Here is a 26,074-nt window from a genome sequence, read left to right as displayed (position 1 = left end):
GGTACCGACCGCCGCTGACCGCACATCCGCGATGATCGTCGTGCCGCTATGTCGTGCAGCTATCGGGAGAGGACGCGAATGCGGCTCTGAAAATCACCCCGATCGACATAGCATCCGCGCAAATGTCGCCGCCGGTGTTCGGGTTGAACGATTGACGGCCGTGAAGCACCCGGCGATTGTCGAAGACCGCCATTTCCCCCGCCTCAAGGCGGTAGGCTATTTGAAAACGCGAGCTGCGGATCATCATCATCAGCTTGCGATAAGCCGCATAAAAGGGCGCGCATATGTCGGAGGGAAGGTCGATGACATCGACGAGATGAGCGTTGAACCGCAACTCTGTCACTTCCCCATTGCGCCGAGTTACGATCACAGGAAACCGACCGCGCAGATCGTAGTTTTCGTCGTGAAAACGATAGGGTATCTCGACCTCGCACAAGAGACGGTAGGCTTCGGGATCTTCCGCCTGTAATGTGGCCAAGACCGCAAACCCGTCGGCAAAGACCGATCCACCGCCCTCAGCTTCATTCGCGATACAATGCAGGAATTGATAGCCGGGCGGCATCTCCTGGTTGGCAAGATCGGTGTGTAACGGCAGGGCGACCGGGGTGTAGGCCAAGTTGTTCGGGTTCGGCATCGACACGACTTCGAATATGGTGCCGAAATTTGTCTGGCGCAGGAAACCTATCCGGTCGGCCGCACGCCGCCCGGCGTCGGGATCATCGCCAAGCCCATCGACGATGGAGACCCCGTATGTAGCCGCTTCAGCCAGGCAACCAGATCGGCATCGGTTTGAAAGAGATCTTCGGCTGGTTAACGCGGTATGGTTTCAAGATCGATCGAGCCGTCCCAGAGTTTCGGAGCGATCTCGGCCGGATCGTCCCGCTTTCTGCCCAGACGGCAGGATTCAAAGAAATGGCCCGTGATTTCCTCCTCAGCCTGGTCGTTCGGCCAGACAATGCTCACAGCGCCGCCTCTGTCCCTCACGCTGAGGGGTCTGAGTGAGGCGTCTACGCTCGTCAGGTCGAATATTCGCTCTTCGGTCTGTGGGTGAAACGCCGATGGTGCATTATCCTTTAGCCAAAGCCAGGGATAGCAAACGGTATCGCCTGACGAGAAAGTCACGGCAAGCGCGGTCTCCCGAGCTTCCACGGAAAGCATGGTATTGATGACGGTGTCTCTCTGAACACGAAATTGAATTTTCAGCTTGGATCAGGCCCGCAGGCCATCAACCCAGCGGTGGTGGCCACCACAAACTCGGCTTCCCATAACGATGGGATACGGGATTTCTGTTCGGTTCTTCGAGCACTCGATCTTCAGGTGAAACCTGATTCAAAGCGACATGGCGATGGTAGCGGTCATTTGCCGGCAGTGTTTAGCTAGAATGCAATGGGATCTCCGTCACCTGCCCAACGCAACCCATCCGTGACCGATCTATTCTGGCCGGGGCGTGGCGGCGTCGGCAGTCGGGAGTCGGTCGGACCGCCTGGCTTACCCTCGCCCGACTGATCTCGCCTCGACTTGTCGAGCGCCTCGGCATATCGCCGCATCAGATGGCCTTCGGTCAGCAGCCCGCGGAATGCCGCAAACGTCGCAGAAGCGTCGATATGGCAACCACGATGCCGGCCGCACAGGCAGTATGGACAGCGCAGCTTCGCTGCGGCGATTAAACCCATCCTCATCTCGGGGAACCGCGTTGACGTAAACGTCAACCCAGAGCTATATGCGCCAGCGACCGTGATCGCGAAATGCGCAAGACGGCGACTTCGGCCAGATCGAAGTGCCATTCTGCGACAAACGCAACGAGACGAGGAGAACGGCGATGGGCGTTCAGGAAATTTCCGACAAGATCAGCGCGCGCGTGGCGAGTGCCGGGTTCGATCGTTCCGTGAAATTCGACACCGGCAGCGACGGTGTCATCGTCATCGACGGCGCTGATGTCTCGACCACCGACGGGCCGGCCGACTGCACCATAAAGCTTTCGCTCGACGATCTGGAGTCGCTGATAGCAGGCGATCTCAACCCGACCATGGCGTTCATGTCCGGCAAGATAAAGGTCGAAGGCGACATGAGCGTCGCCATGGCACTGAGCCAGCTGATCGGCTGATCCAACCAATTCGGGATGAAAACAAGCCGCCGCCCGATGAACGGCGGCTTGTTTCCGATCCGTCAGGCAGCGAGCGGCAGCCGTTGTGCCTTCAGCTTGCGCCCTGCCGCCTTCAGCGTGCCCCGCGCCTCGGCGAGCGCGCCTTCCACCAGTTCCAGCGCCAGCAGGCGGTGCCGCTCATAAGGTCCAGGCATGGCCAGCGAGCCGGTTTTTTCGGCCGAAAACCCAAAGCGCTCGTAATAGGGCGCATCGCCGACCAGCAGAATCGCCGCATGGCCGAGGCGGGCGGCTTCAGCCATTGCATGGCGCATCAGCGCCGAGCCGATGCCGGCATTCTTGATTGTCGGATCGACGGCGAGCGGGCCAAGCAGAAGGGCTGCCCGACCGCCCTCACCCAGCACGACATCCCAGAGCCGCACGGTACCTGTGACAGCGCCCGATGCATCGCGCGCGACAAAGGCCAGGCCTTCCGAAGGCCGGCGGCCGCGCCGCAGCTTTTCCGACGATTTTTTCCGGCGCTTCGGCCCCATGGCGCGATCGAGCAAAGCCTCGCGCGCCGAAACGTCGGCAGCGGTTTCGGCGGTGATGACGAAGGCGCCAGCAATCTCCCCCCTCGAGGGGGAGATGTCGCCGAGGGCGACAGAGGGGGTCGCCGCGCCTGAAGCGCCGGCCCCACACAGTCCAAGAGAGGTCGCGACAGCTGAGGCGACCCCCTCTGGCAGCTTTGCGGCCATCTCCCCCTCAAGGGGGGAGATTTGCCGGCCCACAGCGCCTTCAACAATGAAATCCCCAATTTCCATTTCCGCGATCCTTCACGAGCGGATTGTTCCACAGGCGAACCGAAGCGGGCGATCTCGTCGCCCGCACCGGGTGATCTGAGGGCCGAAGCCGTCAGATCACGTAGGATCGCAGAGGCTCGAAGCCGTTGAAGGCGACCGAGGCGTAGGTCGTCGTGTAGGCGCCGGTGCCCTCGATCAGCACCTCGTCGCCGATGGTCAGCGACAGGGGCAGCGGATACGGCGTCTTCTCGTACATCACGTCGGCCGAATCGCAGGTCGGGCCGGCGAGCACGCACGGCGAGGTTTCGGTGCCGTCATGCGCGGTCATGATCGGGTAGCGGATCGCCTCGTCCATCGTCTCGGCGAGACCGCCGAACTTGCCGATGTCGAGGAACACCCAGCGCACATTGTCATTGTCGGCCTTCTTCGAGATCAGCACGACTTCGGACTTGATGACGCCGGCATTGCCGACCATGCCGCGGCCCGGTTCGATGATCGTCTCGGGAATCGCGTTGCCGAAATGCTTGCGCAGCGCCGAGAAGATCGCCTGGCCATAGGCTTGCGCCACCGGCACATCCCTGAGGTAACGGGTCGGAAAACCGCCGCCCATATTGACCATCTTCAGGACGATGCCTTCCTCAGCGAGCGCGACGAATACCTTTTTAGCGTCGCCGAGCGCGCGGTCCCAAGCGGTCAGATCGGTCTGCTGCGAGCCGACATGGAACGACACGCCGTAGGCGTCGAGGCCGAGCGCCCTGGCATGGCGCAGCACGTCGACCGCCATCGCCGGCACGCAGCCGAACTTGCGCGACAGCGGCCATTCGGCGCCTTCGCCGTCGGTCAGCACGCGGCAGAACACACGGGCGCCGGGTGCAACGCGGGCGATCTTCTCGACCTCCTCGACGCAGTCCACCGCGAACAGCCGGATACCAAGCTGATAGGCGCGCTGGATGTCGCGCTCCTTCTTGATGGTGTTGCCGAAGGAGATGCGGTCCGCCGGCGCACCGGCGTCCATCGCCATCTCGACTTCGGCAACGGAAGCGGTGTCGAAGGACGAGCCCATCGCAGCAAGGAGGCGCAGGATTTCCGGCGCCGGATTTGCTTTCACCGCATAGTAGATTTTCGAATCGGGAAGCGCCTTCTCGAAAGCACGGAAATTGTCGCGCACGACATCGAGATCGACGACGAGGCAGGGGCCGTTCGGACGTCGGGTGGCGAGGAAGTCAAGGATGCGCTGGGTAGCCATCGGGGTCTCTCCATCAGCGCCTTTCGGCGCGCACAAAGGCTGCGGGACGCGGGTCATCGACTCGCGAACACGCGGTGGACAAAGGCGGGACGTCAAATCCATGGAACCAGCCGGTGGAGACCCCGGAACCATGAAGCGCCGTCTCGCGGCGGTGAACCTTGGCCTTGCCCGGCCTCGGTTCGCTTTGTCTGCCTTGGCTTGGATTGGGAGAACCCGTTCCGCACTGCCGGCAATGAAGGTGTGCCTCTTCAGTAACCCCGGTCTTTGGACGACCGGCAGAACACCAGAAAGGCCCGCACCGTCGTTGCTTCAAGGTGTCCTCGGTCTGGCGGTTGGCCGCTAAACCGACTGGAGGGGTTAGCTCCAGTTACCTTACCGATATCCCTCACCATTTTGAGGATCGGCGGACACCCACAGGCACGTGCGACTTTGGGCAAGCGCGATATAAGGTCGAAGGATTTCACAATCAATAAAAATCGTACGCCAGGTTGTAAAATTCCTGGCGCCGAACAATGTTGCAACAACTGTATCCGGATATCGAATGCATGACAGGCACTTGCGGCCCTCTGAACGCTTTTCTCGACCTTGACGATATCCGCGTGTCCAATGCGCAATCCGGCCCGCTTGCCGGCCTGCGGCTGGCCGTCAAGGATATTTACGACGTCGCCGGCTACCGCACCGGCTGCGGCAATCCGCAGAAACACCGGAAGGCTTCACCCGCCTCGGCGACAGCGCCGGCCGTCCAGGCGCTGCTTGATTCGGGCGCGCGCTTTGTCGGCAGGACGCAGACCGACGAGCTGGCCTTCTCCCTGATGGGGCTGAACGCGCATTTTTCGTCGCCGGTCGGCGACCTGCTTGGCAAGGACGGTGTTCTTGTGCTGCCGACCGCTCCAGGTGCCGCCCCGCTCAAGGCCGCCTCATTCGACGATTTGCAGACCTATCGCGAGCGCGCGCTAAGGCTGCTGTGCCTTTCCGGCCTGTCCGGCTTTCCGCAGATCACCCTGCCGCTGGGCAAGGCCGACGGTGCGCCATTCGGCCTCTCGCTGCTTGGACCTGAGAACAGCGACCGGCAGCTGCTGACGCTTGCCGCGCGTATCCTTTCAGCTCACCAAGGGAGCGCATGACATGGACACGCTGACCCGCATGCGCGCCTTTATCGACGTGGTCGAGGCCGAAGGTTTTTCGGCAGCGGCGCGCAAGATCGGCCGCTCCAAGGCGCTGCTGTCGAAATATGTGCGCGAGCTTGAGGACGAGCTCGGCGCGTTGCTGCTCAACCGCACCACCAGGCAGTTCTCGCTGACCGAGGCCGGCCACACCTATTACCGCCGCGCCTCGGAAATCGTCCGCGAGGTCGACAGCCTGGCCGATGCGGTGCGTGAATCCTCCGGCGACGTTCGCGGCAGGATCAAGCTGTCGGCGCCGCGCACTTTTGCTGACGCACCGATCGGCCAGTCGCTGATCGACTTCGCCAAGCAGCATCCCGACATCGTGCTCGACATTCATCTCGACGACCGCTTCGTCGATCTGGTCGAGGAAGGTTTCGATCTCGCCGTGCGCATTTCGCGGCTGGAAAACTCCTCGCTGATCGCGAGGCGCCTGGCGCCGTTTTCGGTGCGGCTCTGCGCATCTCCCGAACTGATCGCGAGGCACGGCATGCCGGTGCGCCCGCAGGACCTTGGCCGCGTGCCCTGCATCATAGACACCAATGGCCGCTGGCTGACCAACTGGCCGTTCAAGGGCGACAGCGGCGATACGGTAACCGTTTCGGTCTCCGGTCCGATCGAGGTCAACAGTCCGATGGCGGCAAGGGCCGCCGCCGTGGCGGGATTGGGATTTTCCATCCTGCCGGATTTCATCGCCGCGCCCGACATCGAAAGTGGCCGGCTGGTGGCCGCGCTGGATGACCGCATCCTACCGGGTGGCGGCATCTTCGCCGTCTATCCGCACCGGCGCTATTTGCCTGCGAAGGTTCGCGTCTTTGTCGATTTCCTGGTGCAGTGGTTCAAGACGATTGACAACGCCTGAGCTTTCAGCCGCCTTGCGGTCCCATTTTCGCCCCCTTTCTGGTAACTCTCGATATTTTACCCAAGCTGATGGAATCGCGACCGAGAATGCACCTGAAACGGCAAGCAATCATCATGGCTTCGGCCATAGCGGCGACATTTGCCACGGTCGGGCCAGCCGAGGTGCATCCGCACGTCTTCGCCGAGGCTCGCCTCGAAGTGGTCCTCAGTCCGGATCACCAAACTGTGAAGGCTTTGCGCCATCTCTGGCGCTTCGACGATTTGTTTTCGAGTACGGTTATGATGGAATTCGACAAGAATTCCGACCTGAAGCTCGACGACAAGGAGTTGAAGGAAGTCGCCGACACCGTCCATGCTTCGCTGGCGGAGTTCAATTACTTCCAGCTCGTCACCGTCGACGGCAAGGACGAGGCGATGAACCCGCCGCCGCAGCTGATGGCCAATTTCGAGAACGACCAACTCATCATCCTGTTCGAATCCGAACCGAAGGCACCCATGAAGTTGGCCGGCAAGATCGATATCGGCGTCTACGACCCGACCTTCTACACGGCGATCGATTTCACCGAGGATGCCAATCTGCAGGTCGATGGCATGCCGTCGACATGCGCGAGCAAAGTCGTTCGTCCGAACCCCGACGAGGCGCTCGCCGAGAACCAGAAGACCCTGACGGACGCCTTCTTCAACGATCCGACAGGCACCGATATGAGCAAGATCTTTGCGACCAAGCTTGAACTGAACTGTCAGCCAGAAGGATAATCCGGTGACGAAACCGTCTCTGCGTTTGGCCTTCGGCCTTTTCGCCGTCGCCCTTGTGACGACGCACTTCCTCGGCGCCGCCCACGCCCAGAGCTCGCTCGGCATCGGCACCAATGACGGGATGGCTCCCACCACCGGCCCATTCGCCCACATCCTGATGTGGATCAACCTGCGCCAGCAGGAATTCTACCGCGCGCTTGCCGGCGCAATGAAGGCGATGCGCGAGGACGGCAACAAGCTGTGGCTGCTTATCGGCCTGTCCTTCGCCTATGGCGTTTTCCATGCTGCCGGCCCCGGGCACGGCAAGGCCGTGATCTCGTCCTACATGGTCGCGAACGAAGTCGCGCTCAAGCGCGGCATCATGCTGTCCTTTGTCTCGGCCCTGCTGCAGGCGCTGACGGCGATCCTCGTGATGATGCTCGCCTACTTCGTCCTGCGCGGCACCACCATATCGATGACCGATGCGGCATGGTTCCTCGAAGTCACGAGCTTTGTCTTCGTCACCCTGTTCGGCGCCTGGCTTTTGTGGCGCAAGGCCGGCCCCGCTATCCTTCGCCTGTTCGGCGCCAACCCTCCCTACAGCCTGTCGGCGGCCCATGCCGGCCACTCACATGCAGGCCACTCACATACGCATTCAGTGCATGCGCTTCACGCACATGGCCATGACGGTCACGACCATCATCACGGCGCACGCGACCATCACCATGACCATGGCGGGCACGATCACCATCACCATGCGGCGGGCGAAGTCTGCGAGACGTGCGGGCATTCACACGCGCCCGACCCGACGCTGCTTTCCGGCGACCGCTTCGACTGGCGCACCGCCTGGTCGGCGGTGGCTGCGGTCGGTATCCGGCCCTGCTCGGGCGCGCTGATCGTGCTGAGCTTTGCGATGCTCAACGGGTTGTGGTTCGGCGGCATCCTGTCGGTGCTGGCGATGGCACTCGGCACCGCGATCACGGTCTCGATCTTGGCGACGCTGGCGGTGACGGCCAAGAACTGGGCGGTCTATTTCGCCGGTGACGGCCGCATGGGCAACCGCATACACTCGATCGTCGAGATCGGCGGCGCAGCCTTCGTCTTCCTGTTCGGGCTGCTGCTGCTTTCGGCCAGCCTGACCGCTGGCGGATGACGCCTTCGCCCGTCCGATCGAACGCGCGTCAGCTAACCGGCAATTTTGCCGTCCAGCTCGTCCTCGATGTGGACGCGGATGATATCGTCGAAGCTGGTTTCGGCGGCAAAGCCAAGCTCCCTCGACCGCCGCGCTTCGAACCGTGTCGGCCAGCCCTTGACGATCGCCCAGATCGTATCGTCGGGCTCCTCGCGGATCAGTTTCACCGCCTCGGCGCCGGCAATGCGTTCCAAGGCCTCGATCTGCTCGCCCACCGTGACGGCGACACCGGGCATCGTCAGATTGCGGCGTGGCCCGACGGCGCTGCCGTCGATCCCTGCTGCGTGGATCAAAAAATTCACCGCGGAGCGCGGGCTGGCGTGGGTGTGCACGACAGAGCGCGGCACCGGCAATATCGCTTCCTGGCCGCTCAACGGCTCGCGGATGATGCCGGAGAAGAACCCTGACGCGGCCTTGTTGGGCTTGCCGGGCCTGACGCAGATGGTCGGTAGCCTGATACCGATGCCGTCGAAGAAGCCGCGCCGCGTATAATCGGCGAGCAATGCTTCGCCCATCAGCTTCTGCGTGCCGTAGGAGGTCAATGGCGTCGGGTGGAATTCGTCGGGGATGATGTCCGGGAAGGGTGCGCCGAACACGGCGATCGACGAGGTGAAGACGACGCGTGGCGCAAACCCCGCCAGCCTTATGGCATCGAACAGCGCCCTTGTGCCGTCGAGATTGACGCGATAACCGAGATCGAAATTGGCTTCCGCCTCGCCTGACACGACGCCGGCGAGATGGAAGACCACGTCGGGGCGCGACGCGACCAGCCGTTCCATCGCGCTCGCCGCGGCGAGATCGCCTGTATGGATAGTGACACCGACGCCTTCCAGTGCCGGCGCCTGCGGCGGCACGATATCGTGAAGGTCGAGCGCGGCGATCCTCCGGCCGCTGAGCGTTCCGTCCTTTGCCAGCCGGGCGATGAGCTTGCGGCCGACCATGCCTGCCGCGCCGGTAATCAAAATGCGCATATCAATGATCCTTTTTGCGCTGGCTGCGGCCACGCAGCCAAAACACGACGAAAATGGCCACCATGAAGACAGCGGCAATAACAGCGGCAAGAATGGTCGAGACTCGGCCGACCGCCAGCATCACGGTTGGCAAATAGTAGGCGGCGATGCCGAACAGCAGCAGCACCCAGAGGGCGCCTATCGCCGCGTTGCGCGTGTCGCGATCCATCACGTGACCCTGACGCGGCGGGAATTCATCAAGTTCGTTACCAATGCTATGTAACTCCCGGTGTCAGTGACAGTGGCCATGATGCGGAGCCGCATCGTGCGCATGGTCGTGCTCGCCATCGTGCCCATCGTGCCCATCGTGGCTGTCGGCGCAATGGCCGAATTCCGGTTCTACGGTGGCGTGGGCAATGCCATGCTCGGCGGCAAGCCGCTTCTTGATGGCGCTGACCGCTTTGTGAGCATCGACGCCATCGTTGAGGCAGGCATGCAAGGTCGCCATGTTGCTCGACCCGTCGAGCGACCAGACATGCATGTGATGCACCTCGCGCACGCCCTTGACCGTCCCCTCTATGTCCCTTGCGATCAGGTCGCGATCGAGGCTCGCCGGCACGCCCTCGAGCAGGACATGGGCTGCTTCGCGCATCAGCGACCAGGCCGTGGACAGGATCAGCAGCGAGACAAGGACGGACAGGATCGGATCGATAGGCGTCCAGCCCGTTGCCAGGATGATCAGCGCAGCTATGATCGCCGCCGCCGAGCCAAGCAGGTCGCCGAGCACGTGCAGGATGGCACCGCGCATGTTCAGGCTGTCGCGGTCGCCGCCATGCAGCACGAAGAAGGAGCCGATATTGACCAGCAGACCAGCGATCGCGACGACCAGCATCGGCCCGCCGAGCACGGGCGCAGGTGTCAGCAGGCGTTCCCAAGCCTCATAGATGATCCACAGCGCAATGGCGAAGATGGCGATGCCGTTGGTATAGGCGACCAGCGTTTTGACCCGGCCGAATCCATAGGTGAGGCGAACGGTGGCCGGCCGGCCGGCCAGATGAAAAGCATACCAGGCAAGGCCGAGCGCGATACAATCGGCGAGCATGTGGCCGGCATCCGCCAGCAGAGCGAGTGATCCGGTGAACAGACCGCCGAGCGCTTCCACGACCATGAAGCCGGCGGTCAGGCAGGCTGCGATCAGCACCCGTTTCTTGTCGGTCGAGCCGTGCACAGGACCGGCGCCGTGGCTGTGGTCATGCCCTTGCGAACCATGGTCATGGGTGTGCGCCATCTGCGAACTCCTGTTAGAGCCTGATCCATCCCGGCAGAATCGGGATGGAGGCTTTATCTTCCTGTTTGACCATGATCTTGCCCGAACCGAAGGTCAGCGCAGCAAAAACCGGCTTCCACTTTCGGGATCATGGTCCTTCTTGTTTGACCATGATCTTGCCCGAAACCCGGCTCCCACTTTTCGGGATCATGGTCCTTCTTGTTTGACCATGATCTTCCCCGAAAACCGGCTTCCACTTTTCGAGATCATGGTCCTTCTTGTTTGACCATGATCTTGCCCGAAACCCGGCTCCCACTTTTCGGGATCATGGTCAGGCGCCGAACTCGGCGCGGAAATCCTCGAGCCGTCGCTTCTGGCGGCCGTCGCCATCGAAATTGGCCGGATCGAGCCATGCCTCATAGGCTCTGCGTAGGGCCGGCCACTCCTTGTCGATGATCGAGTACCACGCGGTATCGCGGTTTTCGCCCTTGACCACAAGATGCTGGCGGAAAATGCCCTCGAACTTGAAGCCGAAACGTTCCGCCGCGCGCTTCGACGGCTCGTTGCGGTTGTTGCATTTCCATTCGTAGCGGCGATAGCCAAGCTCGTCGAAGATGTATTTCATGAACAGAAACTGCGCTTCCGTCGCCGCCGGCTTGCGCGAGATCAGCGGCCCCCAATAGATGTTGCCGATCTCGATCACGCCATAGGCCGGATCGATGCGCATCAGCGTCTGGCGTCCGGCGACCTTGCCGCTGGCCTTGTCGATGACCGCGAAGAAGAGCGGGTCCTCGCTGGCTTCGGCCTTGTCCAGCCATGGCTGGAAGGCGGCGCGGGTCTGCGGTGGATAGTCGAACAGCCAGGCGAAGCGGCCATCGATATCGGGCACCGACGAGGCATCGAACAGGCCGTCGCCGTGCTTTTCGGCGTTGAGCGGTTCCAGCCTGACAGTGCGCCCCTCCAGGACTTTGCGTTCGGGCCGCGGGCGCGGTTGCCAATTCTTGAGATTTTCCGACACCCAAAGCTCCAATCCGTTTGACTTTTGTGAGCGGACGCTCACAAAAACGCTCGCTCGGTGAAAGAACCACACGGACGGGAAAAATGCTCCACACGATTTCGGCCTTCGATCGTCTCGGCGAGGAAAACGCCTTCGCGGTGCTGGCTCGTGCCACCGCGCTCGCCCATCAGGGCCGCGATATCGTCAATCTTGGCATCGGTCAGCCCGACTTCAAGACGCCGCAGCACATCGTCGAGGCGGCGATCAAGGCGCTGCGTGACGGCCACCACGGTTATACGCCGGCCAACGGCCTGCTGGCGACACGCGAAGCGGTGGTGCGGCGCACGCTGACCACCACCGGGGTCGAGGTTTCGCCCGAGGCGGTGATGATCCTGCCCGGCGGCAAGCCGACCATGTTCGCCGCCATCCTGATGTTCGGCGAACCGGGCGCCGAGATTCTCTATCCCGATCCCGGCTTTCCCATTTATCGCTCGATGATCGAGTTCACCGGTGCTGCTCCGGTGCCGGTGCCGATGCGCGAGGAGAATGGCTTTGCCTTCTCGGCGCAGGAGACGCTGGCGCTGATCACGCCGAAGACCAGGCTGCTGATCCTAAACTCGCCGGCCAACCCGACCGGCGGGGTTACCCCTCGCGCCGAGATCGAGAAGCTGGTCAAAGGACTGGAAGCACACCCGGACATCGCCATCCTTTCGGACGAGATCTACGACGTGATGACCTATGACGGCGAGACGCATTGCTCCCTGCTGAATTTCCCTGAAATCCGCGACCGGCTGATCGTGCTCAACGGCTGGTCGAAGACCTGGGCGATGACCGGCTGGCGCATGGGCTGGTCGATCTGGCCGAACGGCGACAAGGGCGCCCACCTCTACGACAAGGTGCGCAAGCTGGCAGTCAATTGCTGGTCCTGCGTCAATGCCCCGAGCCAATATGCCGGCATCGCCGCCATCGACGGTCCGCAGGACGACGTCGACAAGATGATGCGCGCCTTCGACCGCCGCAGGAAGGTCGTGGTCGAAGGGCTGAACGCCTTATCAGGTGTTTCCTGCATCACACCCAAGGGCGCGTTCTATGCCTTCCCCAATGTCTCAAAAACTGGCTGGAAGGCCAAGAAGCTGGCGTCTGCCTTGCTTGAGGATGCCGGCGTGGCGCTGATTGGCGGACCTGATTTCGGCATTCTCGGCGAAGGCTATATCAGGCTGTCCTACGCCAATTCCGAAGAGAACATCCTGCGCGCGCTGGAGCGGATCGAGGCGTTTCTGGGCAAGTGAGGGCAAAACGTATGACCGCGAAAATCGAAATCGATTTTCGCTGGGGATCATGCGCAAATTAAAGTGCTACAGCGCTCATTGCGCGTCCGGCGAAAGAATTCACGACCGAAGAAAGGTGACGTCAGATGTTTTATGCCATCCTCGCCTATCACGTCGAAGAAGTGGTCGCGGCGCTGACGCCGGAGGAGGATGCGGCGCTGATGACCGACCTGCTCCAGATCAACGAACGGCTATACCGCGAAGGCTCCCTTGGCCCGGCAGCGCGGCTCGGGGCGACACAAGACGCGTGTACCTTGCGCGGGCCGGGCGCCGGAATGGTCATTGACGGGCCTTTCGCCGAGACCAAGGAGCAATTGTTGGGACTTTACGTCGTCGATTGCGCCACGCGTGATGCCGCGATCGCGATTGCGCGCGACCTACGCCGCGTCAATCCAACCGCCGTCTACGAAATCCGCCCCATTTCGCTGTATCTTCCCGGCGTGCCGCTTGCGGCTACTCAGTCTTAGACCGCCCGTCGAGTCTTCGAGCGACTACCCTCGCCCGACATACGGCATCTTCGTCGCCATCACGGTCATGAACAGCACATTGGCGTCGAGCGGCAGGCTGGCCATATGGACGACGGCATTGGCCACCTGCTGTACATCCATCACCGCTTCGGCGGCGATGGAGCCATTGGCTTGCGGCACCCCGACCGTCATCGCCTGCGCCATGTCGGTCAAGGCGTTGCCGATGTCGATCTGGCCGCAGGCGATGTCATAAGGCCGGCCGTCCAGCGCCAGCGTCTTGGTCAGCCCGGTAATGGCGTGCTTGGTCGCGGTATAGGGCACTGAGCCCGGCCGCGGTGCGTAAGCCGACACCGAGCCGTTGTTGATGATGCGGCCGCCCATCGGCTGCTGCCTGCGCATGGCGCCGAAGGCGGCGCGGGCGCACAGGAACGAGCCGGTGAGATTGACCCCGACGACTTCGTTCCACACCTCGACGGGGATCTCGTCGATCAATGTCGACTTGTAGCTTGTGCCGGCATTGTTGAAGAGCAGGTCGACACGACCGAAAGCCGCCGCCACGGTCTCGAACATCTCGTCGACCTGATCGGCCTTGCTGATGTCGCAGGCGACCGCCAGCGCCTTGGCTTGTGTCGATCCGGCGTCGGCGATCGCCTTGTTCAGCACCGGCTTGCGGCGTCCGCAGAACACCGTGTTCCAGCCGGACCTGAGCAGCGCCGTAGCGACGGCTTTGCCGATGCCCGTGCCGGCGCCGGTGACGATGGCCGTTTTGTAGTTTGTCATAACTGTCCTCCTACAGCGCCGCGTGTCCGCAAGGACGCTATAGCAGCTTGATTTCGAGCAATTTGATTTTTGCGCATGATCGCTTCCAAAAATCGATTCCGATTTCGGGTTATGCGCCAGCCGGCTTCAACAAAAGGGCGGCCATTGGCGGCCGCCCTGATCTGAACCGGACTTGGGAGGAGGAAAGCCGATCCGACTACCTAAAGTTATGCGCTTCCTAGGTAAACGAGACATTAACGCGAGAGCGGCGCCCGGATTGCCGCCCTCCGCGGCCCTGAAGCCTACCAGCGCGAGCTGGCGGTTGCCTTGTCCGACTCCGGCGCCCCTGACTCCGGCACCCCTGACTCCGGCACCCCTGACTCCGGCACCTTTGACTCCGGCACCTTTGCCGCTGACACCGTCGCCTCGACATGGTCGACCAGTGCGTCCGGCAACCCAAGGCGGCCGGCGAGCAGATCGAGATAGCCGCGTTCGGAACGCGTATCCGGATCGATGGTGAGGCGCGAGGCGGTGTAGAGTTCGAGCTTCTGCGCGTCGGTTTGGGCGCCGGCGACCAGCGTATCCAGGTCGAGCGGCGTTTCCAGCTCCGACATCAGGAACTTCTCCGCGTCGGAGCCGATGCCCGAGAGGCTGAGCTTGCCGGCGATCTTTTGCCGTTCGTCGTCGTCAATATGGCCGTCGGCCTTCGCCGCCGAAATCATCGCCCGCACCAGCGTCAGCGTGAATTCGTCCTCGCCTTGCGGCGCTTGCGAGGGATGGAAGCTGGTGTCGGCGGGCGGCGGCAACAATTCCGGCGAGCCGGCTGCGGCCGTTTCCGCAGGCGCCTTGCCGTTCTTGTAGTTCTGGTAGGCCTTGTAGGCGAGACCGCCGATCATGGCCAGGCCGCCGAGCTTCACCGCAGTGCCGGTGACCTGACGGCCAGCGCCGGTTCCGAGCAGCACCGCGGCCAGTGCGCCGGCCGCCAGCGGATTGTCCTTGGCCATCTGCACCGCCTGACCCCCTTTGTCGCGGACGGTCGACCCCGTTCCGGGAATTTGCGAGCCGAGCAGATCGTCGAGGAGCTTCTTGGGATCGAACATCAATGCCTCCAGAATTGGCCCGGGCCGAACGTGGACGGGCGGGTTTTCGGACGTTGAAGAGGTAGGCCCCGCATATTGACATTACAATGACCGATGAGCGCTTTGCCAATGATGGCGGAAACGAGATGATGTCAGGATCTGCCGTCTCCTAACGCATCGGCCCGAAATGCAATGTGTTACAGCGTAATTTGTGCGCCCAGCGGACGCACGTCGCTCTAACGTCCGATGTGCGGAGCCCTGTCTTGCGCTACTGCAAGCTCGACCTGGCGCTGACGCTCGGCGTAGCGCGCGCGATCCTCGTCGGAACGGGCATGGAAGCAATGCGGGCATGAGATGCCGGCGGCGTATTTCGGCGATAACAGGTCCTGCCCGATCAGCGGATGCCGGCAGGCGCGACACAGTTCCGCTTCACCCTCGACCAGCCCGTGCGACACCGAGACGCGCTCGTCGAAGACGAAGCACTCGCCCTGCCAGAGGCTCTGTTCGGCGGGCACCTCTTCGAGATATTTCAGGATACCGCCCTTGAGATGGAACACATCCTCGAAGCCGAGCGACTTCACATAGGCCGTTGCCTTTTCGCAGCGTATGCCGCCGGTGCAGAACATGGCCACCGTCCGGCCGACGAGCTCGGCCCGGTGCTGCTCGACCCAGGCCGGGAATTCGCGAAAGCTCGTCGTGGCGGGATCGACCGCGCCCTTGAAGGTGCCGATCGATACCTCGTAGGCATTGCGCGTGTCGATGACGATCGTGCCCGCATCCGAGATCAGTGCGTTCCAATCGGCCGGTGCCACATAGGTGCCGGCGCTTGCCGCCGGATCGATATCCCTAACGCCCATGGTGACGATCTCGCGCTTCAGCCGCACCTTCATGCGGTGGAACGGCGTCTGCGCGGCGCTGCTGTACTTGACCTCGAGACCGGCGAGACCTTCGATGGATTGGAGATGATCGATGAGCGCGGCGATGTCAGCTTCGCTGCCGGCGACCGTGCCGTTGATGCCCTCATGCGCCAGAAGCAGCGTGCCCTTGATACTGCGTCCGCAGCAAAAGGCGGCGAGTGGTGCGCGCAACGCCTCGAAGCCGTCGAGCCGGACAAACCTGTAGAGCGCGGCAACGCGGAAAGGTTGATTGGGCAGTGTCATCGCCGAAGCCACTAAACGCTCATGAAAGCCGATTCAAGGCTGACGCGTGGATCAGCCTCTCCCTGGTGGCTTTGACGGCCGGTGCTGACGGCATTGCCAGCAGTGCGTGACATCGCGACACGCTTCGTTTCGTGGACAGAAAAACGGCCTTCTGCTAACCGGTTGAACGGATCAATACCGGAGAGACGACAATGCCCAGCAAGACCGAAAAGCTCCTGTCGCTCCTCAACCGCCAACCGGTAATCCCGGTGCTGAAGATCGCCAACGTCGCCGATGCCGTGCCGCTGGCGCGTGCCCTGGCGCGCGGCGGGCTGCCGGCGATCGAGATCACGCTGCGGACAGCTGACGCGCTGGAGGCGATCCGGCTTGTGGCAAGCGAAGTCGAGGACGCCATCGTCGGCGCCGGCACCATTCTGGACGCCCGCCAGTTCGGCGAGGCGGCAGCAGTCGGCTCCAAGTTCATCGTCAGCCCCGGCATCACCCGCGAGCTTCTGGCGGCGGCGAAGGACAGCGACGTTCCGTTGCTGCCCGGTGCCATCACGCCGGGTGAGATCATGGCCGCCCGCGAGGCAGGCTTGCGTTTCCTGAAATTCTTCCCGGCGGAACAGTCGGGCGGCATCGCGTCGCTCAAGGCATTCGCCTCGCCGCTAGCCGATGTGCAATTCTGCCCGACCGGCGGCATCACCGGCAAGAACGCCGCCGACTATCTGAGCTTGCCCAACGTCATCTGCGTCGGCGGCTCCTGGGTGGCGCCGGACGATTTGGTCACGGCCGGCAGGTGGGACGAAATCGAGGCGTTGGCGCGCGCGGCGAGCAAGCTCGGGCGGTAGAGAAACTCTTATCCCCAAGCGGACTGGCTGCATCGCGGCGTTTGTTTGCGAACAGCAAAAAGCCGCGCGGGTTGTCCGGCGCGGCTTTGTTTTGCTTGGTCGATCCGCTACTTGGTCTGGAAGCGGGCTACCGACATGAACTTGACGGCATTGCCGGTGAACCGGTTGGCGTCGGCCAGCTGATCGTTCGGCTGGAAGCCCGCGGTGTAGACCTCGGTCGGCGGGGTGTGCACGATATTGTAGGCATAGCGCGGCGCCGTCGTCGCGCTGGAGACGGTGGCGACATTCTCGCCGCTGTTCAATGCCCAGCGCGCGGCCTTCGGCTCGGCGGCGACCACCACGGATTTGGGACCAGGCTTCAGGTCACGGGCGGTTGCCCTGGCTGCCTTGCGGGTGGTCTTCACACCCGCACCGATCGCCGCGGCCGGATCCGAGCCGGCCGGACGGGTAAAGACAGCCTCGCGCGGCGATGCGGCATTGCCGTTCGCCGGATCGCTGAGAATCGAGCTCGGCTGGGAGAGCGAAGCGACCCGGTATTCGTCGGTTGCGCTGACCCGCTCGAGGACGGCCTTGACCGCATCGGATTGAACCTGGTCCGTCTGGGCCAAATCGGGCCGCTCCAAGTCGGGCTGGGCCAAATCAGGCTGGGCCAAGTCAGGCTGCGCCAGATCGGGCCGAGCCGACGGCAGCACCGGGAACGCATCGGTAGCGGTCTTGCCGTGCCCGGCCGTATCCGCCAGCGCCAGAAGCACATCCTTGTCCTGCGGCGCAAGGTCGGCCGCTGCAAGGTCGGCCGGCAGCGAGTGATCGGGACGCCAAGTCGGCAACGGAATGTTGTTGGCCGCAACCTGCGCCGCATCGGCGACAGCGGACGGCTCGGCCATGCCGAAGGGAGCGCTTGCCGGCGCTTGCGCGGTCGCCACCGCCTGTTCAGTGGTGGCAGTGGCATCCGCCACGCCGAACGGAACGTTTTCGGGCGGCTGAGCGCCGACATCGGTCTTCGGACGCGGGGCGAAATCAGGCAGCGGCACACTGCGCGCCGGCAGCGCCGCGATGATCGTTTCCGGCGTGTCCTCCTCCGGTTCCGGAGCAGGCGCATCGGCGATTTGCGGAATCTCGGCGCGCTTCGCATCCTGAGGCGACACGATGGCAATGCCCGGAAGCTTGCTGTTCTTGGCGGCCGGCGCCGGCTTCGCGGTCGCCAGCTTCACGCTCTTTGACTTCGGCGCTGGCGCGGCTGCCACATCGGCGCTGTCATCGGCCTCGTCTTCACCGCCGCCGAAGAAAGCCGCCAGCAGACCACCGGACTTTTTGAAACCGCCACCTGCGCTGGCCAGTTCGATGGCGGGAGCGCCGGCGCCCTTGCGCGCCTTGTAGGAGGCGAGCGCCTGTGAATAGCCGGGCAGCGGCTTGCCGTCGCTCGGCACATGCAGCGTCTTGCCATTGGGGAACACACGCGCCAGTTCCTGGCGGCTGATGCCCGGCCAGTGGCGCACATTGCCAACATCCATGTGGACAAAGGGCGAGCCGGACCTCGGATAATAGCCGACGCCGCCGCCCTGCATCCGCAGACCGATGTCGCGCAGTTTCTTCAGCGGCACGCCGGGAATGTAGAAGTCCATGGCCTTGCCGAGCATATGCTGGCTTTTCTTGGCGACGCCCCTGCTGCGGCTGCGCAGCATCGAGTTGGTGGACGACGAACGATAACCGCAAACGACCTGGATATAGTCGGTGGCACCGCTCTGCCGGTAAGCCTCCCAGACCAGGTCCAGCAGGCGCGGATCCATCTTGGTCGGCTCGTTGCGGCGCCAGTCGCGCAGGATGATGTTGATCTTTTTCAGACCCGCCTGGTCGTAGCGACCGCCGCGCTTGAAGACGATCTCCGCCTTCTCTTTGGTGTGGAGGTTATAGAGTTTCAGCGAACGTGTCTGGGCGCTGGCGCCGGTCGCAGCCGCTGTAAGGAAGCCAAAGGCGAGAATCACTGCTGCCAGCCATCTCGGCCAGACGCTCATGTGATAATGCCGCCCGTTTGTGTGTCGTTCGACTTTGTTCAAATCAAAAGGCCTTGCAGGCTGCCGTTTGTCCCCGGATTTGACCAACGGATGCGGTGGTTGTTCGCAGCCGAATATCGATCCTAATGGTTAATCATCGCTTATTGAAGCCGAAATGCGGTAACACCGTGGCAATATCCCGTCAAAAATATTGCGCGGGGTTTCTTGGTAAACTGCTGGTTTAGATCATGTTTCGGCCTTTGCTGAACACGATCTGTTACCGGCTGCCTCAATGCGTGAACACTGCCGGCAAGCGCGTCACCCCGACGCGCGTCACGCCCGGTCGATGACTGTCGATTGTCCTGGTGCCAGGCTTACAAGCTGGTCCGGACTTGCTTGGTCAGGAAGCAAGCCGGTCGATACGGCCTGTTTCCGGATCGATGCCGTACTCCTTGAGCTTCCTGTAGAGCGTGGAGCGGCCGATGCCGAGGCGGCGGGCAACTTCGCTCATCTGGCCGTTGTAATGGTCGATCGCGAGCTTGATCATTTCGAGTTCGACGTCGGCCAGCGCGCGCACATTGCCGCGTTCGTCGAGTGCCCGCAGCGTGCCGAATCGGGGCTGCGGCCTGGCCGGCGGATCGAGCTCGGTTGCAGCGATGCCGTTATCGGCCGGCACGTCCTCGCCAGGCGGCTCGATGACCAAAGGCGACGCGTGCAACGCGCCATCCGCATCGAGGTTGACGGTGCCCTCGACCTGCGCCCGGATCTGCGGAAACTCCTCTTCGGTCAGCACATCGCCTTCGCAAAGCACCGAGGCCCGGAAGACGGCGTTTTCCAGCTGCCGGATGTTTCCTGGCCAGTCGTAGGCCTGCAGCATGGCGAGAGCCGCAGCCGAAATGCCGTGCAGGCGGTGACGTGGATCGGTGGGCGCAACCTTCTCCAGGAAGTGCTCGACCAGATACGGGATGTCGTCGCGACGATCGCGCAGCGGCGGCACGAAGATCGGATAGACGTTCAGGCGATAGAACAGATCCTCGCGGAATTTGCCGTCTTTGACCTGCTGCAGAAGATTGCGGTGTGTCGCCGAGATCAGCCTGATGTCGACCCTGACGGTCGAACGCCCACCGACCGGATCGACCTCACCGTCCTGCACGGCGCGCAACAGCTTGACCTGCACGTCGAGCGGCAGGTCGCCGATCTCGTCGAGAAATAGCGTGCCCGAATGCGCTTCGACGAACTTCCCGGTGTGTTTTTCGGTGGCGCCGGTGAACGAGCCCTTCTCGTGGCCGAACAGGATCGATTCGACCAGATTATCGGGGATGGCGCCGCAATTGACGGTAACGAAGGGTTTTGAGCGGCGATCGCCGCTGCCCTGGATGGCGCGCGCCACCAGTTCCTTGCCGACACCGGATTCGCCCTCGATAAGGATCGGGATGTTGGACGCGGCCGCCTTCTGGCCGAGACGGATCACCCGGTCCATCGCCGGGCTGTGCGTGATCATGTCCTTGAAGGTCAGATGGCCGCCGCGCCGCCGCGACGTGCGCTTCACTTCGCCCTCGACCGCCTCGACCTTGAGCGCATTGCCGATCGATGCCTGCAGCCTGTCGGGAGATGCCGGCTTGACGACGAAATCGAAAGCACCATGACGCATGGCCGAAACGACGGTCTCGATGCCACCCTGGGCGGTTTGTACGATGACCGGAACTTGGATGCCGCGCTCACGCATCGCCTTCAGCACGCCGATGCCGTCGAGGCCCGGCATGACGAGGTCGAGGATGACCACCGACACGTCGCGCGCGTTGGGCCCGTCGAGCGCGTCGAGACCGGCCTCGCCGCCATCCGTGATGATCGCGCTGTGGCCGAATTTCGTCACGGCCGCCTCGAGCAGCCTGCGCTGCACGGGATCATCATCGACTATGAGTATGGAACCTGTCATGACTGGTTCAACGATGCTCGCCCAATATGCCCACCCAAGGGAATCCACCCTATGGATCATCTTGGCACAGGGTTCTAAATAAGGTTTCAAAAAACCCGGTGAACGAATTCCTTAGGATTTGACCGGCTTTCTCACCCATTTGAATCTTTGAGTCTGACCGCTTGGGTCCTGCAATCTGGAAAGTATCGGCAATGCGCATGGTTTTTGGTCGGCAGCTTGCGGCGGCAGCGTCCGGTCAGGGCGCGGCGGAGCTTGGCGACCTGCCGGAATGGGATCTCGCAGATCTCTATTCGGGGATGGACGCCCCCGAGCTGAAGCGGGACATCGCCAGGGCGGCGGCCGATGCCATCAGCTTCGAGAGCCGCTGGAAAGGCACGCTCGCAGCTGAGGCGGAGCGTGCCGACAGCGGCAGGCTGGGCGAGGCACTTGCCGAATACGAGGCGCTGGAGGAACTGATCGGCCGGATCGTCTCCTATGCCGGACTGATCTATGCCGGCAACACCGCGGATCCGCAGCGCGCCAAGCTCTATGGCGACATTCAGGAGAAGATGACCGACGCCAGCGCGCATCTTCTGTTTTTCGCGCTCGAACTGAATCTCATCGACGACGCCGCGATCGAAACCGCGCTTGCTGCCGATCCCGCATTCGCTCACTACCGGCCGTGGGTGCTCGATCTGCGCATGGACAAACCCTACCAGCTGGAAGATCGCGTCGAGCAGCTTTTCCATGAGAAGTCGATTACCGGACGCGGCGCCTGGAACCGCTTGTTCGACGAAACGATGACCGATCTGCGCTTCGACATCGATGGCGAGGAGCTTACCCTGGAGCCGGCGCTGAACCGCCTCCAGCACGCCGATGGCGAGGTGCGCCGCCGGGCCTCTGAAGCGCTGGCCGCAACCTTCCGCAAGAATCTGCGCACGTTCACGCTGGTCACCAACACGCTGGCCAAGGACAAGGAGATTTCCGACCGCTGGCGCGGCTTCGAGGACATCGCCGATTCTCGCCATCTCGCCAACCGCGTCGAGCGCAGCGTGGTGGATGCGCTGGCCTCAGCCGTTCGCGACGCCTATCCGCGTCTGTCGCACCGCTACTACCAGATGAAGGCGCGCTGGCTCGGCATGGAAGTGATGAATCACTGGGACCGCAACGCGCCGTTGCCGGAGACCCCGCAAGCGATCATCGGCTGGGACGAGGCTAAGAACACGGTGCTTTCCGCCTATCAGCGCTTTTCACCTGACATGGCGGAGATCGCCCGGGTTTTCTTCGACCGCAACTGGATCGACGCGCCGGTAAGGCCTGGCAAGTCGCCGGGCGCCTTCGCGCATCCGACCGTGCCGTCGGCGCATCCCTATGTTCTGCTCAACTACATGGGCAAGCCGCGCGACGTGATGACGCTGGCGCATGAGCTTGGTCACGGCGTGCATCAGGTGCTGGCTGCAGGCCAGGGCGCGCTGATGGCCTCGACGCCGCTGACGCTGGCCGAGACCGCATCCGTCTTCGGCGAGATGCTGACCTTCCGTTCGCTGCTGGACCAGACCACGGACAAACGCGAGCGCAAGGCCATGCTCGCCCAGAAGGTCGAGGACATGATCAACACGGTCGTGCGCCAGATCGCTTTCTACGAATTCGAACGCAAGGTGCATGCCGAGCGCAAGAACGGCGAACTGACATCCGACAGGCTCGGCCAGTTCTGGCTGGAAGTGCAGGCGGAAAGCCTCGGGCCGGCGATCAAGCTGCGCGACGGTTACGAGGTCTTCTGGACCTATATTCCACACTTCATCCATTCGCCCTTCTACGTCTACGCCTATGCTTTCGGCGACTGCCTGGTGAATTCGCTCTATGCGGTCTATCAGAATGCCGAGCGTGGCTTTCAGGAGAAATATTTTGCCATGCTGCGCGCCGGCGGCACCAAGCATCATTCCGAGCTCCTGGCACCCTTCGGCCTTGACGCCACAGACCCTGCCTTTTGGCAGATCGGACTTGGCGTGATCGGCGGGCTGATCGACGAGCTCGAAGCTTTGGACAATTGACGCACAGCGCTGAACATCCGGGCTGACAGAACAGTTTAGCCGCAATGCATATTGAGACCATTCTATTGTTGCCCCTAAATATCTGTTCTTAAATAACTCTCCGTGGAATTTTTCCGTTAGCTTTCCGGAAGCTGTATGATAGCGTCCCGCCTCAAGCTCAGTCGGGCGCGGGGCTCAGGCCAGGAAAAAATCTTCGGTCCGGCCACGGCGCTTCGGCAAATGCGACAGCGGCCGTTGGCCATGGCAGGAAAAGCCGGTCGCCGACAGCTCGATCTAAGCCGGCTGTTCCGCGAACAGCGGAGCCACCATTGAATGGTCCTTGTGCCAAGGTCACCACTCCAGGCCACGGCAGATGGATCGGACTGGAGAGAAAGACAATGGGCACTTTTTTCTACATGCTCCTGGCGTTCCTGGTAGGTGTGTTGGTTGGCTGGTTCATCTGGGGACGCCTGCGTGGCGAGTTCGACAGCCTGCGCGGTGACATGGACCGCACGCGCAGCGAGCGCGACAGGCTGCGCGCCGACGCCGACCGCCTGACCGGTGAGCTGGAAGTATGCCGCGGCGCCCGCGCCGACCTGGAGCGCCAGTTGGGCGAGGCACAAGGCACCAAGACCGCTGCGACAAAGGCAGCAATCCCGGCACCGTCGGCATTGATGGCGACATCCGCGCCGGCCAAGACCGCGCCGGCCAAGTCGACGCCGGCAAAGACCGCGTCCAAGAACGGGCCAGCAAAGACCGCGCCAGCCACGACCACGTCCAAGAAAGCGGCGGCCGCGAAGGCTGCAGCCGCGCCGAAGGCCAGTGCGTCCAAAGCGAGCGCGTCGCAGGCAAGTGCACCAAAACTTCCCGCATCGAAAACGGGTTCTGCACCGAAGAGCGCTGCGCCAGCGGCAAAGAAAGCCGCGACAACAAAGGCGGCGGCTGGCAAAGCCAGCAATCTGCGCCGCCTGATCGGCATCGGCCCGGCCAACGAGCGACTGCTCAACGGGCTCGGAGTCACAACCTATGCGCAAATCGCCGCCTGGACGGCCGCCGACGTCAAGCGAATCGAGGAGACGTTGAACTTCGACGGCCGCATCGAGCGTGAGCGCTGGATCGAGCAGGCGAAACTGCTTGCCGCCGGCGATGAGGAGGAATTCGCGCGTCGCTTCCCGACCGGGGGAACCGCGAGCAACACCTGAATTGCCTGCCGGTATCGAGCACATAACAGACCGGCGGTGCCTTGGAGGTGCCGCCGGTTTGCTTTTGCACCAAGGCTGCCTTTGCGTCTTGAGACGCCGCTCTCTCGATTGCGCGCGTTCGAGCCCCCATATAGAGCGATAGCTGGCGTCATCGATCGCAGCATCCGAGTCCCATGCCCCTGCTCTCTGCAATTTTCAGAAATGACGAGCGCGCGCATCAGCTCGTTTTCGACCGTCCGGCCGACATCATCGTGGCGCATGAGGCGGAGGATTTCCTGCCGGCGCTGGAAATCGCGCAGGCCGCGCATGACGCCGGCAAATGGCTGGCCGGATATTTCTCCTACGAGGCCGGCTACCTGCTCGAACCGAAGCTCGTTCCGCTGCTGCCGGGCGGACGCCGCGCCCCGCTTGTCTGCCTGGGGATCTTCGACGCGCCTGTCGAACAGGCGGTCGTGCCCAGCAACTCGTCGGCGACCAACGGTCCGATCTTCGATGCAAGGGCTGCCTGGTCTTCAGAAGACTACGCAAAACGCTTTGCGCGGCTCCACAATCACATTCGCAAGGGCGATTGCTATCAGGGCAATCTGACCTTTCCAGTTCGTGCGCAGTGGTCGGGCGATCCGCTGGCCGCCTTCGACGCGCTGACGGAACGCCAGCCGGTGAAATACGGCGCGCTGATCGCGCTCGGCGATCCGGTCGTCTTGTCGCGTTCGCCGGAACTGTTCTTCGAGGTCGACGCCGAAGGCATGATCGAGACGCATCCGATGAAGGGCACCGCCCCGCGCGGCGCGACCAAGGCGGAGGACAAGCGGCTGAAGGCGTTCTTGCGCAATGACGAGAAGAACCAGGCTGAGAACCGGATGATCGTCGATCTCCTGCGCAACGACATCTCGCTGATCAGCGAGGTCGGCACGCTGGAGGTGCCGGAGCTTTTCCGCATCGAGAGCTACCCGACCGTCCATCAGATGGTGAGCCGGGTGCGGGCCAGGCTCTTGCCCGACCTCACCATCCGCCAGATCTTCGCTGCGCTGTTTCCATGCGGATCGATCACCGGCGCTCCAAAAATCCGCGCCATGGAAATCCTGCACGACCTGGAAGCCACGCCGCGCGATGTCTATTGCGGCGCCATCGGCTGGATCGCGCCCGGCGGCAGGATGCGCTTTTCGGTGGCGATCCGCACCATATCGCTCTTTTCCAGTGGCGAAGCCGTCTACAATATCGGTGGTGGCGTCGTCTTCGATTCGACCGCCGAGGAGGAGTATCAGGAGTGCCTGCTGAAAGCGCGCTACGCGACGGGAACACCGCCGATTTCGAGCTGATCGAAACCATGCGCTGGCAGCCGGGCCAAGGCTTCCTCCGTTTCGACCGCCATTTGGCCCGCCTTTATGGCTCGGCAGCCGAACTGGGTTTTGCCTGCGATCCGCAGAAGGTCGGCGAGATGCTCAGGAACGCCGTCGACCGGCCGGACATGGCCTTGCGCACACGCCTCGTCCTGTCGCGCAGCGGCAAGGTGACGGTCTCGGCGCTGCCTTACGAGCCGCATGCAGCCGACAAGGTGTGGAGGCTGCAACTGGCGCGGGTGCGGCTCGATTCAAGCGACACGCTGCTGCGCCACAAGACGAGTCGCCGGGACACCTATCAGCGGGCGCGAGCCGAATATCTGATCAGCCGGGCCGACGAGGTGCTGCTGGCCAACGAGCGTGGCGAAATCTGTGAGGGCACGATCACCAATCTCTTCGCCGATTTCGGCGACGGCGCGCTGGCAACGCCGCGGCTCGATTGCGGCCTGCTGCCTGGCGTATTGCGAGGCGAATTGCTGGACGAAGGCCGCGCCCGCGAAGCAATCTACACCTTGGATGATCTGAAATCGGCCAAAGCGCTGTTCGTCGGCAATTCCCTGCGCGGATTGATCCCGGCGCGGCTGGGCTGAAAACGCAGCGAAAAGGCACCAGACAACACGCCCATGACTTTGTCTCGAGCATGGTTTTCCTTTGCGAGTTGGGAAGATGCGTCCGGCCC

25 protein-coding genes are annotated in these 26,074 nt (G+C 62.7%); 12 read left to right on the top strand and 13 right to left on the bottom strand.

The features are described 5' to 3' along the window. Nucleotides 1–46: 46 nt before the first annotated feature. Both ACWTU8_RS00500 and ACWTU8_RS00495 read right to left on the bottom strand, forming a co-directional pair. The gene (locus ACWTU8_RS00500) at nt 47–739 is read right to left on the bottom strand and encodes a TauD/TfdA family dioxygenase (protein WP_455848344.1); all 693 of its coding nucleotides are present in this window, start codon (nt 737–739) and stop codon (nt 47–49) included. A 71-nt stretch (nt 740–810) separates the two neighbouring features. Then, nucleotides 811–1,158 carry a gamma-butyrobetaine hydroxylase-like domain-containing protein gene (locus tag ACWTU8_RS00495; RefSeq protein ID WP_455846626.1) on the bottom strand — a complete coding sequence of 116 codons (348 nt, stop codon included), beginning with the start codon at nt 1,156–1,158 and terminating at the stop codon, nt 811–813. 661 nt (nt 1,159–1,819) lie between these two features. On the opposite strand from ACWTU8_RS00495, the gene ACWTU8_RS00490 reads away from it, so the two are divergent. Further along, nucleotides 1,820–2,104 (top strand): SCP2 sterol-binding domain-containing protein, encoded by a 285-nt coding sequence (locus tag ACWTU8_RS00490; protein ID WP_455846625.1) that lies wholly within the window; start codon nt 1,820–1,822, stop codon nt 2,102–2,104. 62 nt (nt 2,105–2,166) lie between these two features. On the opposite strand, the gene ACWTU8_RS00485 is transcribed toward ACWTU8_RS00490, so the two are convergent. Continuing rightward, a complete protein-coding gene (locus ACWTU8_RS00485; RefSeq protein ID WP_455846624.1) occupies nt 2,167–2,838 on the bottom strand; it encodes a GNAT family N-acetyltransferase in 672 nt (223 codons plus the stop codon). 157 nt (nt 2,839–2,995) lie between these two features. Then, a complete protein-coding gene (gene odc2 / locus ACWTU8_RS00480) occupies nt 2,996–4,129 on the bottom strand; it encodes an ornithine/lysine decarboxylase (protein WP_455846623.1) in 1,134 nt (377 codons plus the stop codon). Between the two features lie 545 nt (nt 4,130–4,674). Between odc2 and ACWTU8_RS00475 the strand changes: the two genes are divergently transcribed. The 4 genes from ACWTU8_RS00475 (at nt 4,675) to ACWTU8_RS00460 (ending at nt 8,041) form a co-directional block, all read left to right on the top strand. After that, complete coding sequence (locus tag ACWTU8_RS00475; RefSeq protein WP_455846622.1) at nt 4,675–5,253, top strand: amidase family protein; 579 nt, start codon at nt 4,675–4,677, stop codon at nt 5,251–5,253. A gap of 1 nt (nt 5,254) precedes the next feature. Continuing rightward, complete coding sequence (locus tag ACWTU8_RS00470) at nt 5,255–6,154, top strand: LysR family transcriptional regulator (RefSeq protein WP_455846621.1); 900 nt, start codon at nt 5,255–5,257, stop codon at nt 6,152–6,154. 86 nt (nt 6,155–6,240) lie between these two features. Then, entirely contained in the window at nt 6,241–6,909 is a 669-nt protein-coding gene (locus ACWTU8_RS00465) for a DUF1007 family protein (protein WP_029349704.1), read from the top strand. A 4-nt stretch (nt 6,910–6,913) separates the two neighbouring features. Beyond that, the gene (locus tag ACWTU8_RS00460) at nt 6,914–8,041 is read left to right on the top strand and encodes a nickel/cobalt transporter (RefSeq protein ID WP_455846620.1); all 1,128 of its coding nucleotides are present in this window, start codon (nt 6,914–6,916) and stop codon (nt 8,039–8,041) included. A 32-nt stretch (nt 8,042–8,073) separates the two neighbouring features. Here the strand turns inward: ACWTU8_RS00460 and denD are convergent, their stop codons facing one another. From denD to ACWTU8_RS00440, 4 genes are all read right to left on the bottom strand, one after another. Next, entirely contained in the window at nt 8,074–9,051 is a 978-nt protein-coding gene (gene denD / locus ACWTU8_RS00455; RefSeq protein WP_455846619.1) for a D-erythronate dehydrogenase, read from the bottom strand. 1 nt (nt 9,052) lies between these two features. Further along, the gene (locus ACWTU8_RS00450) at nt 9,053–9,259 is read right to left on the bottom strand and encodes a hypothetical protein (protein ID WP_029349698.1); all 207 of its coding nucleotides are present in this window, start codon (nt 9,257–9,259) and stop codon (nt 9,053–9,055) included. Nucleotides 9,260–9,322: 63 nt separating this feature from the next. Further along, on the bottom strand, nt 9,323–10,318 hold the full coding sequence (locus tag ACWTU8_RS00445; RefSeq protein WP_455846618.1) for a cation diffusion facilitator family transporter: 996 nt from the start codon (nt 10,316–10,318) through the stop codon (nt 9,323–9,325). 310 nt (nt 10,319–10,628) lie between these two features. Next, on the bottom strand, nt 10,629–11,315 hold the full coding sequence (locus ACWTU8_RS00440) for a GNAT family N-acetyltransferase (protein ID WP_095517269.1): 687 nt from the start codon (nt 11,313–11,315) through the stop codon (nt 10,629–10,631). Between the two features lie 83 nt (nt 11,316–11,398). Between ACWTU8_RS00440 and ACWTU8_RS00435 the strand changes: the two genes are divergently transcribed. Together ACWTU8_RS00435 and ACWTU8_RS00430 are read left to right on the top strand one after the other, a co-directional pair. Beyond that, nucleotides 11,399–12,583 carry a pyridoxal phosphate-dependent aminotransferase gene (locus ACWTU8_RS00435; RefSeq protein ID WP_287370723.1) on the top strand — a complete coding sequence of 395 codons (1,185 nt, stop codon included), beginning with the start codon at nt 11,399–11,401 and terminating at the stop codon, nt 12,581–12,583. 125 nt (nt 12,584–12,708) lie between these two features. Then, nucleotides 12,709–13,089 carry a YciI family protein gene (locus ACWTU8_RS00430; protein ID WP_455846617.1) on the top strand — a complete coding sequence of 127 codons (381 nt, stop codon included), beginning with the start codon at nt 12,709–12,711 and terminating at the stop codon, nt 13,087–13,089. Between the two features lie 24 nt (nt 13,090–13,113). Here the strand turns inward: ACWTU8_RS00430 and ACWTU8_RS00425 are convergent, their stop codons facing one another. The 3 genes from ACWTU8_RS00425 to trhO form a co-directional block, all read right to left on the bottom strand. Beyond that, nucleotides 13,114–13,869: an SDR family oxidoreductase gene (locus ACWTU8_RS00425; protein ID WP_455840234.1), complete on the bottom strand. Its 756-nt coding sequence runs from the start codon at nt 13,867–13,869 to the stop codon at nt 13,114–13,116. A gap of 281 nt (nt 13,870–14,150) precedes the next feature. Beyond that, entirely contained in the window at nt 14,151–14,948 is a 798-nt protein-coding gene (locus ACWTU8_RS00420; RefSeq protein ID WP_455846616.1) for a tellurite resistance TerB family protein, read from the bottom strand. Between the two features lie 215 nt (nt 14,949–15,163). After that, a complete protein-coding gene (gene trhO, locus ACWTU8_RS00415) occupies nt 15,164–16,087 on the bottom strand; it encodes an oxygen-dependent tRNA uridine(34) hydroxylase TrhO (protein ID WP_455846615.1) in 924 nt (307 codons plus the stop codon). Between the two features lie 191 nt (nt 16,088–16,278). Here trhO and ACWTU8_RS00410 point away from each other — a divergent pair, with 191 nt between their 5' ends. Beyond that, nucleotides 16,279–16,917, top strand: coding sequence for a 2-dehydro-3-deoxy-phosphogluconate aldolase (locus ACWTU8_RS00410; RefSeq protein ID WP_455846614.1), 639 nt, complete (start codon nt 16,279–16,281; stop codon nt 16,915–16,917). 107 nt (nt 16,918–17,024) lie between these two features. Here ACWTU8_RS00410 and ACWTU8_RS00405 read toward each other — a convergent pair whose 3' ends face one another. After that, the gene (locus ACWTU8_RS00405; RefSeq protein WP_455846613.1) at nt 17,025–18,929 is read right to left on the bottom strand and encodes a DUF882 domain-containing protein; all 1,905 of its coding nucleotides are present in this window, start codon (nt 18,927–18,929) and stop codon (nt 17,025–17,027) included. Nucleotides 18,930–19,308: 379 nt separating this feature from the next. Beyond that, complete coding sequence (locus ACWTU8_RS00400; RefSeq protein ID WP_455846612.1) at nt 19,309–20,844, bottom strand: sigma-54-dependent transcriptional regulator; 1,536 nt, start codon at nt 20,842–20,844, stop codon at nt 19,309–19,311. Nucleotides 20,845–21,035: 191 nt separating this feature from the next. Here ACWTU8_RS00400 and ACWTU8_RS00395 point away from each other — a divergent pair, with 191 nt between their 5' ends. The 4 genes from ACWTU8_RS00395 (at nt 21,036) to ACWTU8_RS00380 (ending at nt 25,985) form a co-directional block, all read left to right on the top strand. Continuing rightward, a complete protein-coding gene (locus ACWTU8_RS00395) occupies nt 21,036–22,874 on the top strand; it encodes a M3 family oligoendopeptidase (protein WP_455846611.1) in 1,839 nt (612 codons plus the stop codon). 377 nt (nt 22,875–23,251) lie between these two features. Continuing rightward, entirely contained in the window at nt 23,252–24,055 is an 804-nt protein-coding gene (locus tag ACWTU8_RS00390) for a proton-conducting membrane transporter (RefSeq protein ID WP_455846610.1), read from the top strand. Nucleotides 24,056–24,228: 173 nt separating this feature from the next. Then, nucleotides 24,229–25,374, top strand: a complete 1,146-nt coding sequence (locus ACWTU8_RS00385) for an aminodeoxychorismate synthase component I (protein WP_455846609.1) — start codon at nt 24,229–24,231, stop codon at nt 25,372–25,374. Further along, a complete protein-coding gene (locus ACWTU8_RS00380; protein WP_127211788.1) occupies nt 25,323–25,985 on the top strand; it encodes an aminotransferase class IV family protein in 663 nt (220 codons plus the stop codon). The genes ACWTU8_RS00385 and ACWTU8_RS00380 overlap by 52 nt, the downstream gene beginning before the upstream one ends. Nucleotides 25,986–26,074: the final 89 nt, after the last annotated feature.

Source organism: Mesorhizobium sp. BHbdii, from assembly GCF_053848045.1.
Note: the sequence above shows the minus strand (reverse complement) of the source record. Positions and strands in the feature narration are given on the sequence as shown.

Coding starts and splice junctions, on each gene's coding strand:
- ACWTU8_RS00445 (WP_455846618.1), bottom strand. CDS start 10,318: ATGGCGCACACCCATGACCATGGTTCGCAAGGGCATGACCACAGCCAC.
- ACWTU8_RS00475 (WP_455846622.1), top strand. CDS start 4,675: ATGACAGGCACTTGCGGCCCTCTGAACGCTTTTCTCGACCTTGACGAT.
- odc2 (WP_455846623.1), bottom strand. CDS start 4,129: ATGGCTACCCAGCGCATCCTTGACTTCCTCGCCACCCGACGTCCGAAC.
- ACWTU8_RS00465 (WP_029349704.1), top strand. CDS start 6,241: ATGCACCTGAAACGGCAAGCAATCATCATGGCTTCGGCCATAGCGGCG.
- ACWTU8_RS00405 (WP_455846613.1), bottom strand. CDS start 18,929: ATGAGCGTCTGGCCGAGATGGCTGGCAGCAGTGATTCTCGCCTTTGGC.
- ACWTU8_RS00425 (WP_455840234.1), bottom strand. CDS start 13,869: ATGACAAACTACAAAACGGCCATCGTCACCGGCGCCGGCACGGGCATC.
- ACWTU8_RS00450 (WP_029349698.1), bottom strand. CDS start 9,259: ATGGATCGCGACACGCGCAACGCGGCGATAGGCGCCCTCTGGGTGCTG.
- ACWTU8_RS00420 (WP_455846616.1), bottom strand. CDS start 14,948: ATGTTCGATCCCAAGAAGCTCCTCGACGATCTGCTCGGCTCGCAAATT.
- ACWTU8_RS00385 (WP_455846609.1), top strand. CDS start 24,229: ATGCCCCTGCTCTCTGCAATTTTCAGAAATGACGAGCGCGCGCATCAG.
- trhO (WP_455846615.1), bottom strand. CDS start 16,087: ATGACACTGCCCAATCAACCTTTCCGCGTTGCCGCGCTCTACAGGTTT.
- ACWTU8_RS00390 (WP_455846610.1), top strand. CDS start 23,252: ATGGGCACTTTTTTCTACATGCTCCTGGCGTTCCTGGTAGGTGTGTTG.
- denD (WP_455846619.1), bottom strand. CDS start 9,051: ATGCGCATTTTGATTACCGGCGCGGCAGGCATGGTCGGCCGCAAGCTC.
- ACWTU8_RS00435 (WP_287370723.1), top strand. CDS start 11,399: ATGCTCCACACGATTTCGGCCTTCGATCGTCTCGGCGAGGAAAACGCC.
- ACWTU8_RS00495 (WP_455846626.1), bottom strand. CDS start 1,158: ATGCTTTCCGTGGAAGCTCGGGAGACCGCGCTTGCCGTGACTTTCTCG.
- ACWTU8_RS00410 (WP_455846614.1), top strand. CDS start 16,279: ATGCCCAGCAAGACCGAAAAGCTCCTGTCGCTCCTCAACCGCCAACCG.
- ACWTU8_RS00430 (WP_455846617.1), top strand. CDS start 12,709: ATGTTTTATGCCATCCTCGCCTATCACGTCGAAGAAGTGGTCGCGGCG.
- ACWTU8_RS00490 (WP_455846625.1), top strand. CDS start 1,820: ATGGGCGTTCAGGAAATTTCCGACAAGATCAGCGCGCGCGTGGCGAGT.
- ACWTU8_RS00400 (WP_455846612.1), bottom strand. CDS start 20,844: ATGACAGGTTCCATACTCATAGTCGATGATGATCCCGTGCAGCGCAGG.
- ACWTU8_RS00395 (WP_455846611.1), top strand. CDS start 21,036: ATGCGCATGGTTTTTGGTCGGCAGCTTGCGGCGGCAGCGTCCGGTCAG.
- ACWTU8_RS00470 (WP_455846621.1), top strand. CDS start 5,255: ATGGACACGCTGACCCGCATGCGCGCCTTTATCGACGTGGTCGAGGCC.
- ACWTU8_RS00485 (WP_455846624.1), bottom strand. CDS start 2,838: ATGGCCGCAAAGCTGCCAGAGGGGGTCGCCTCAGCTGTCGCGACCTCT.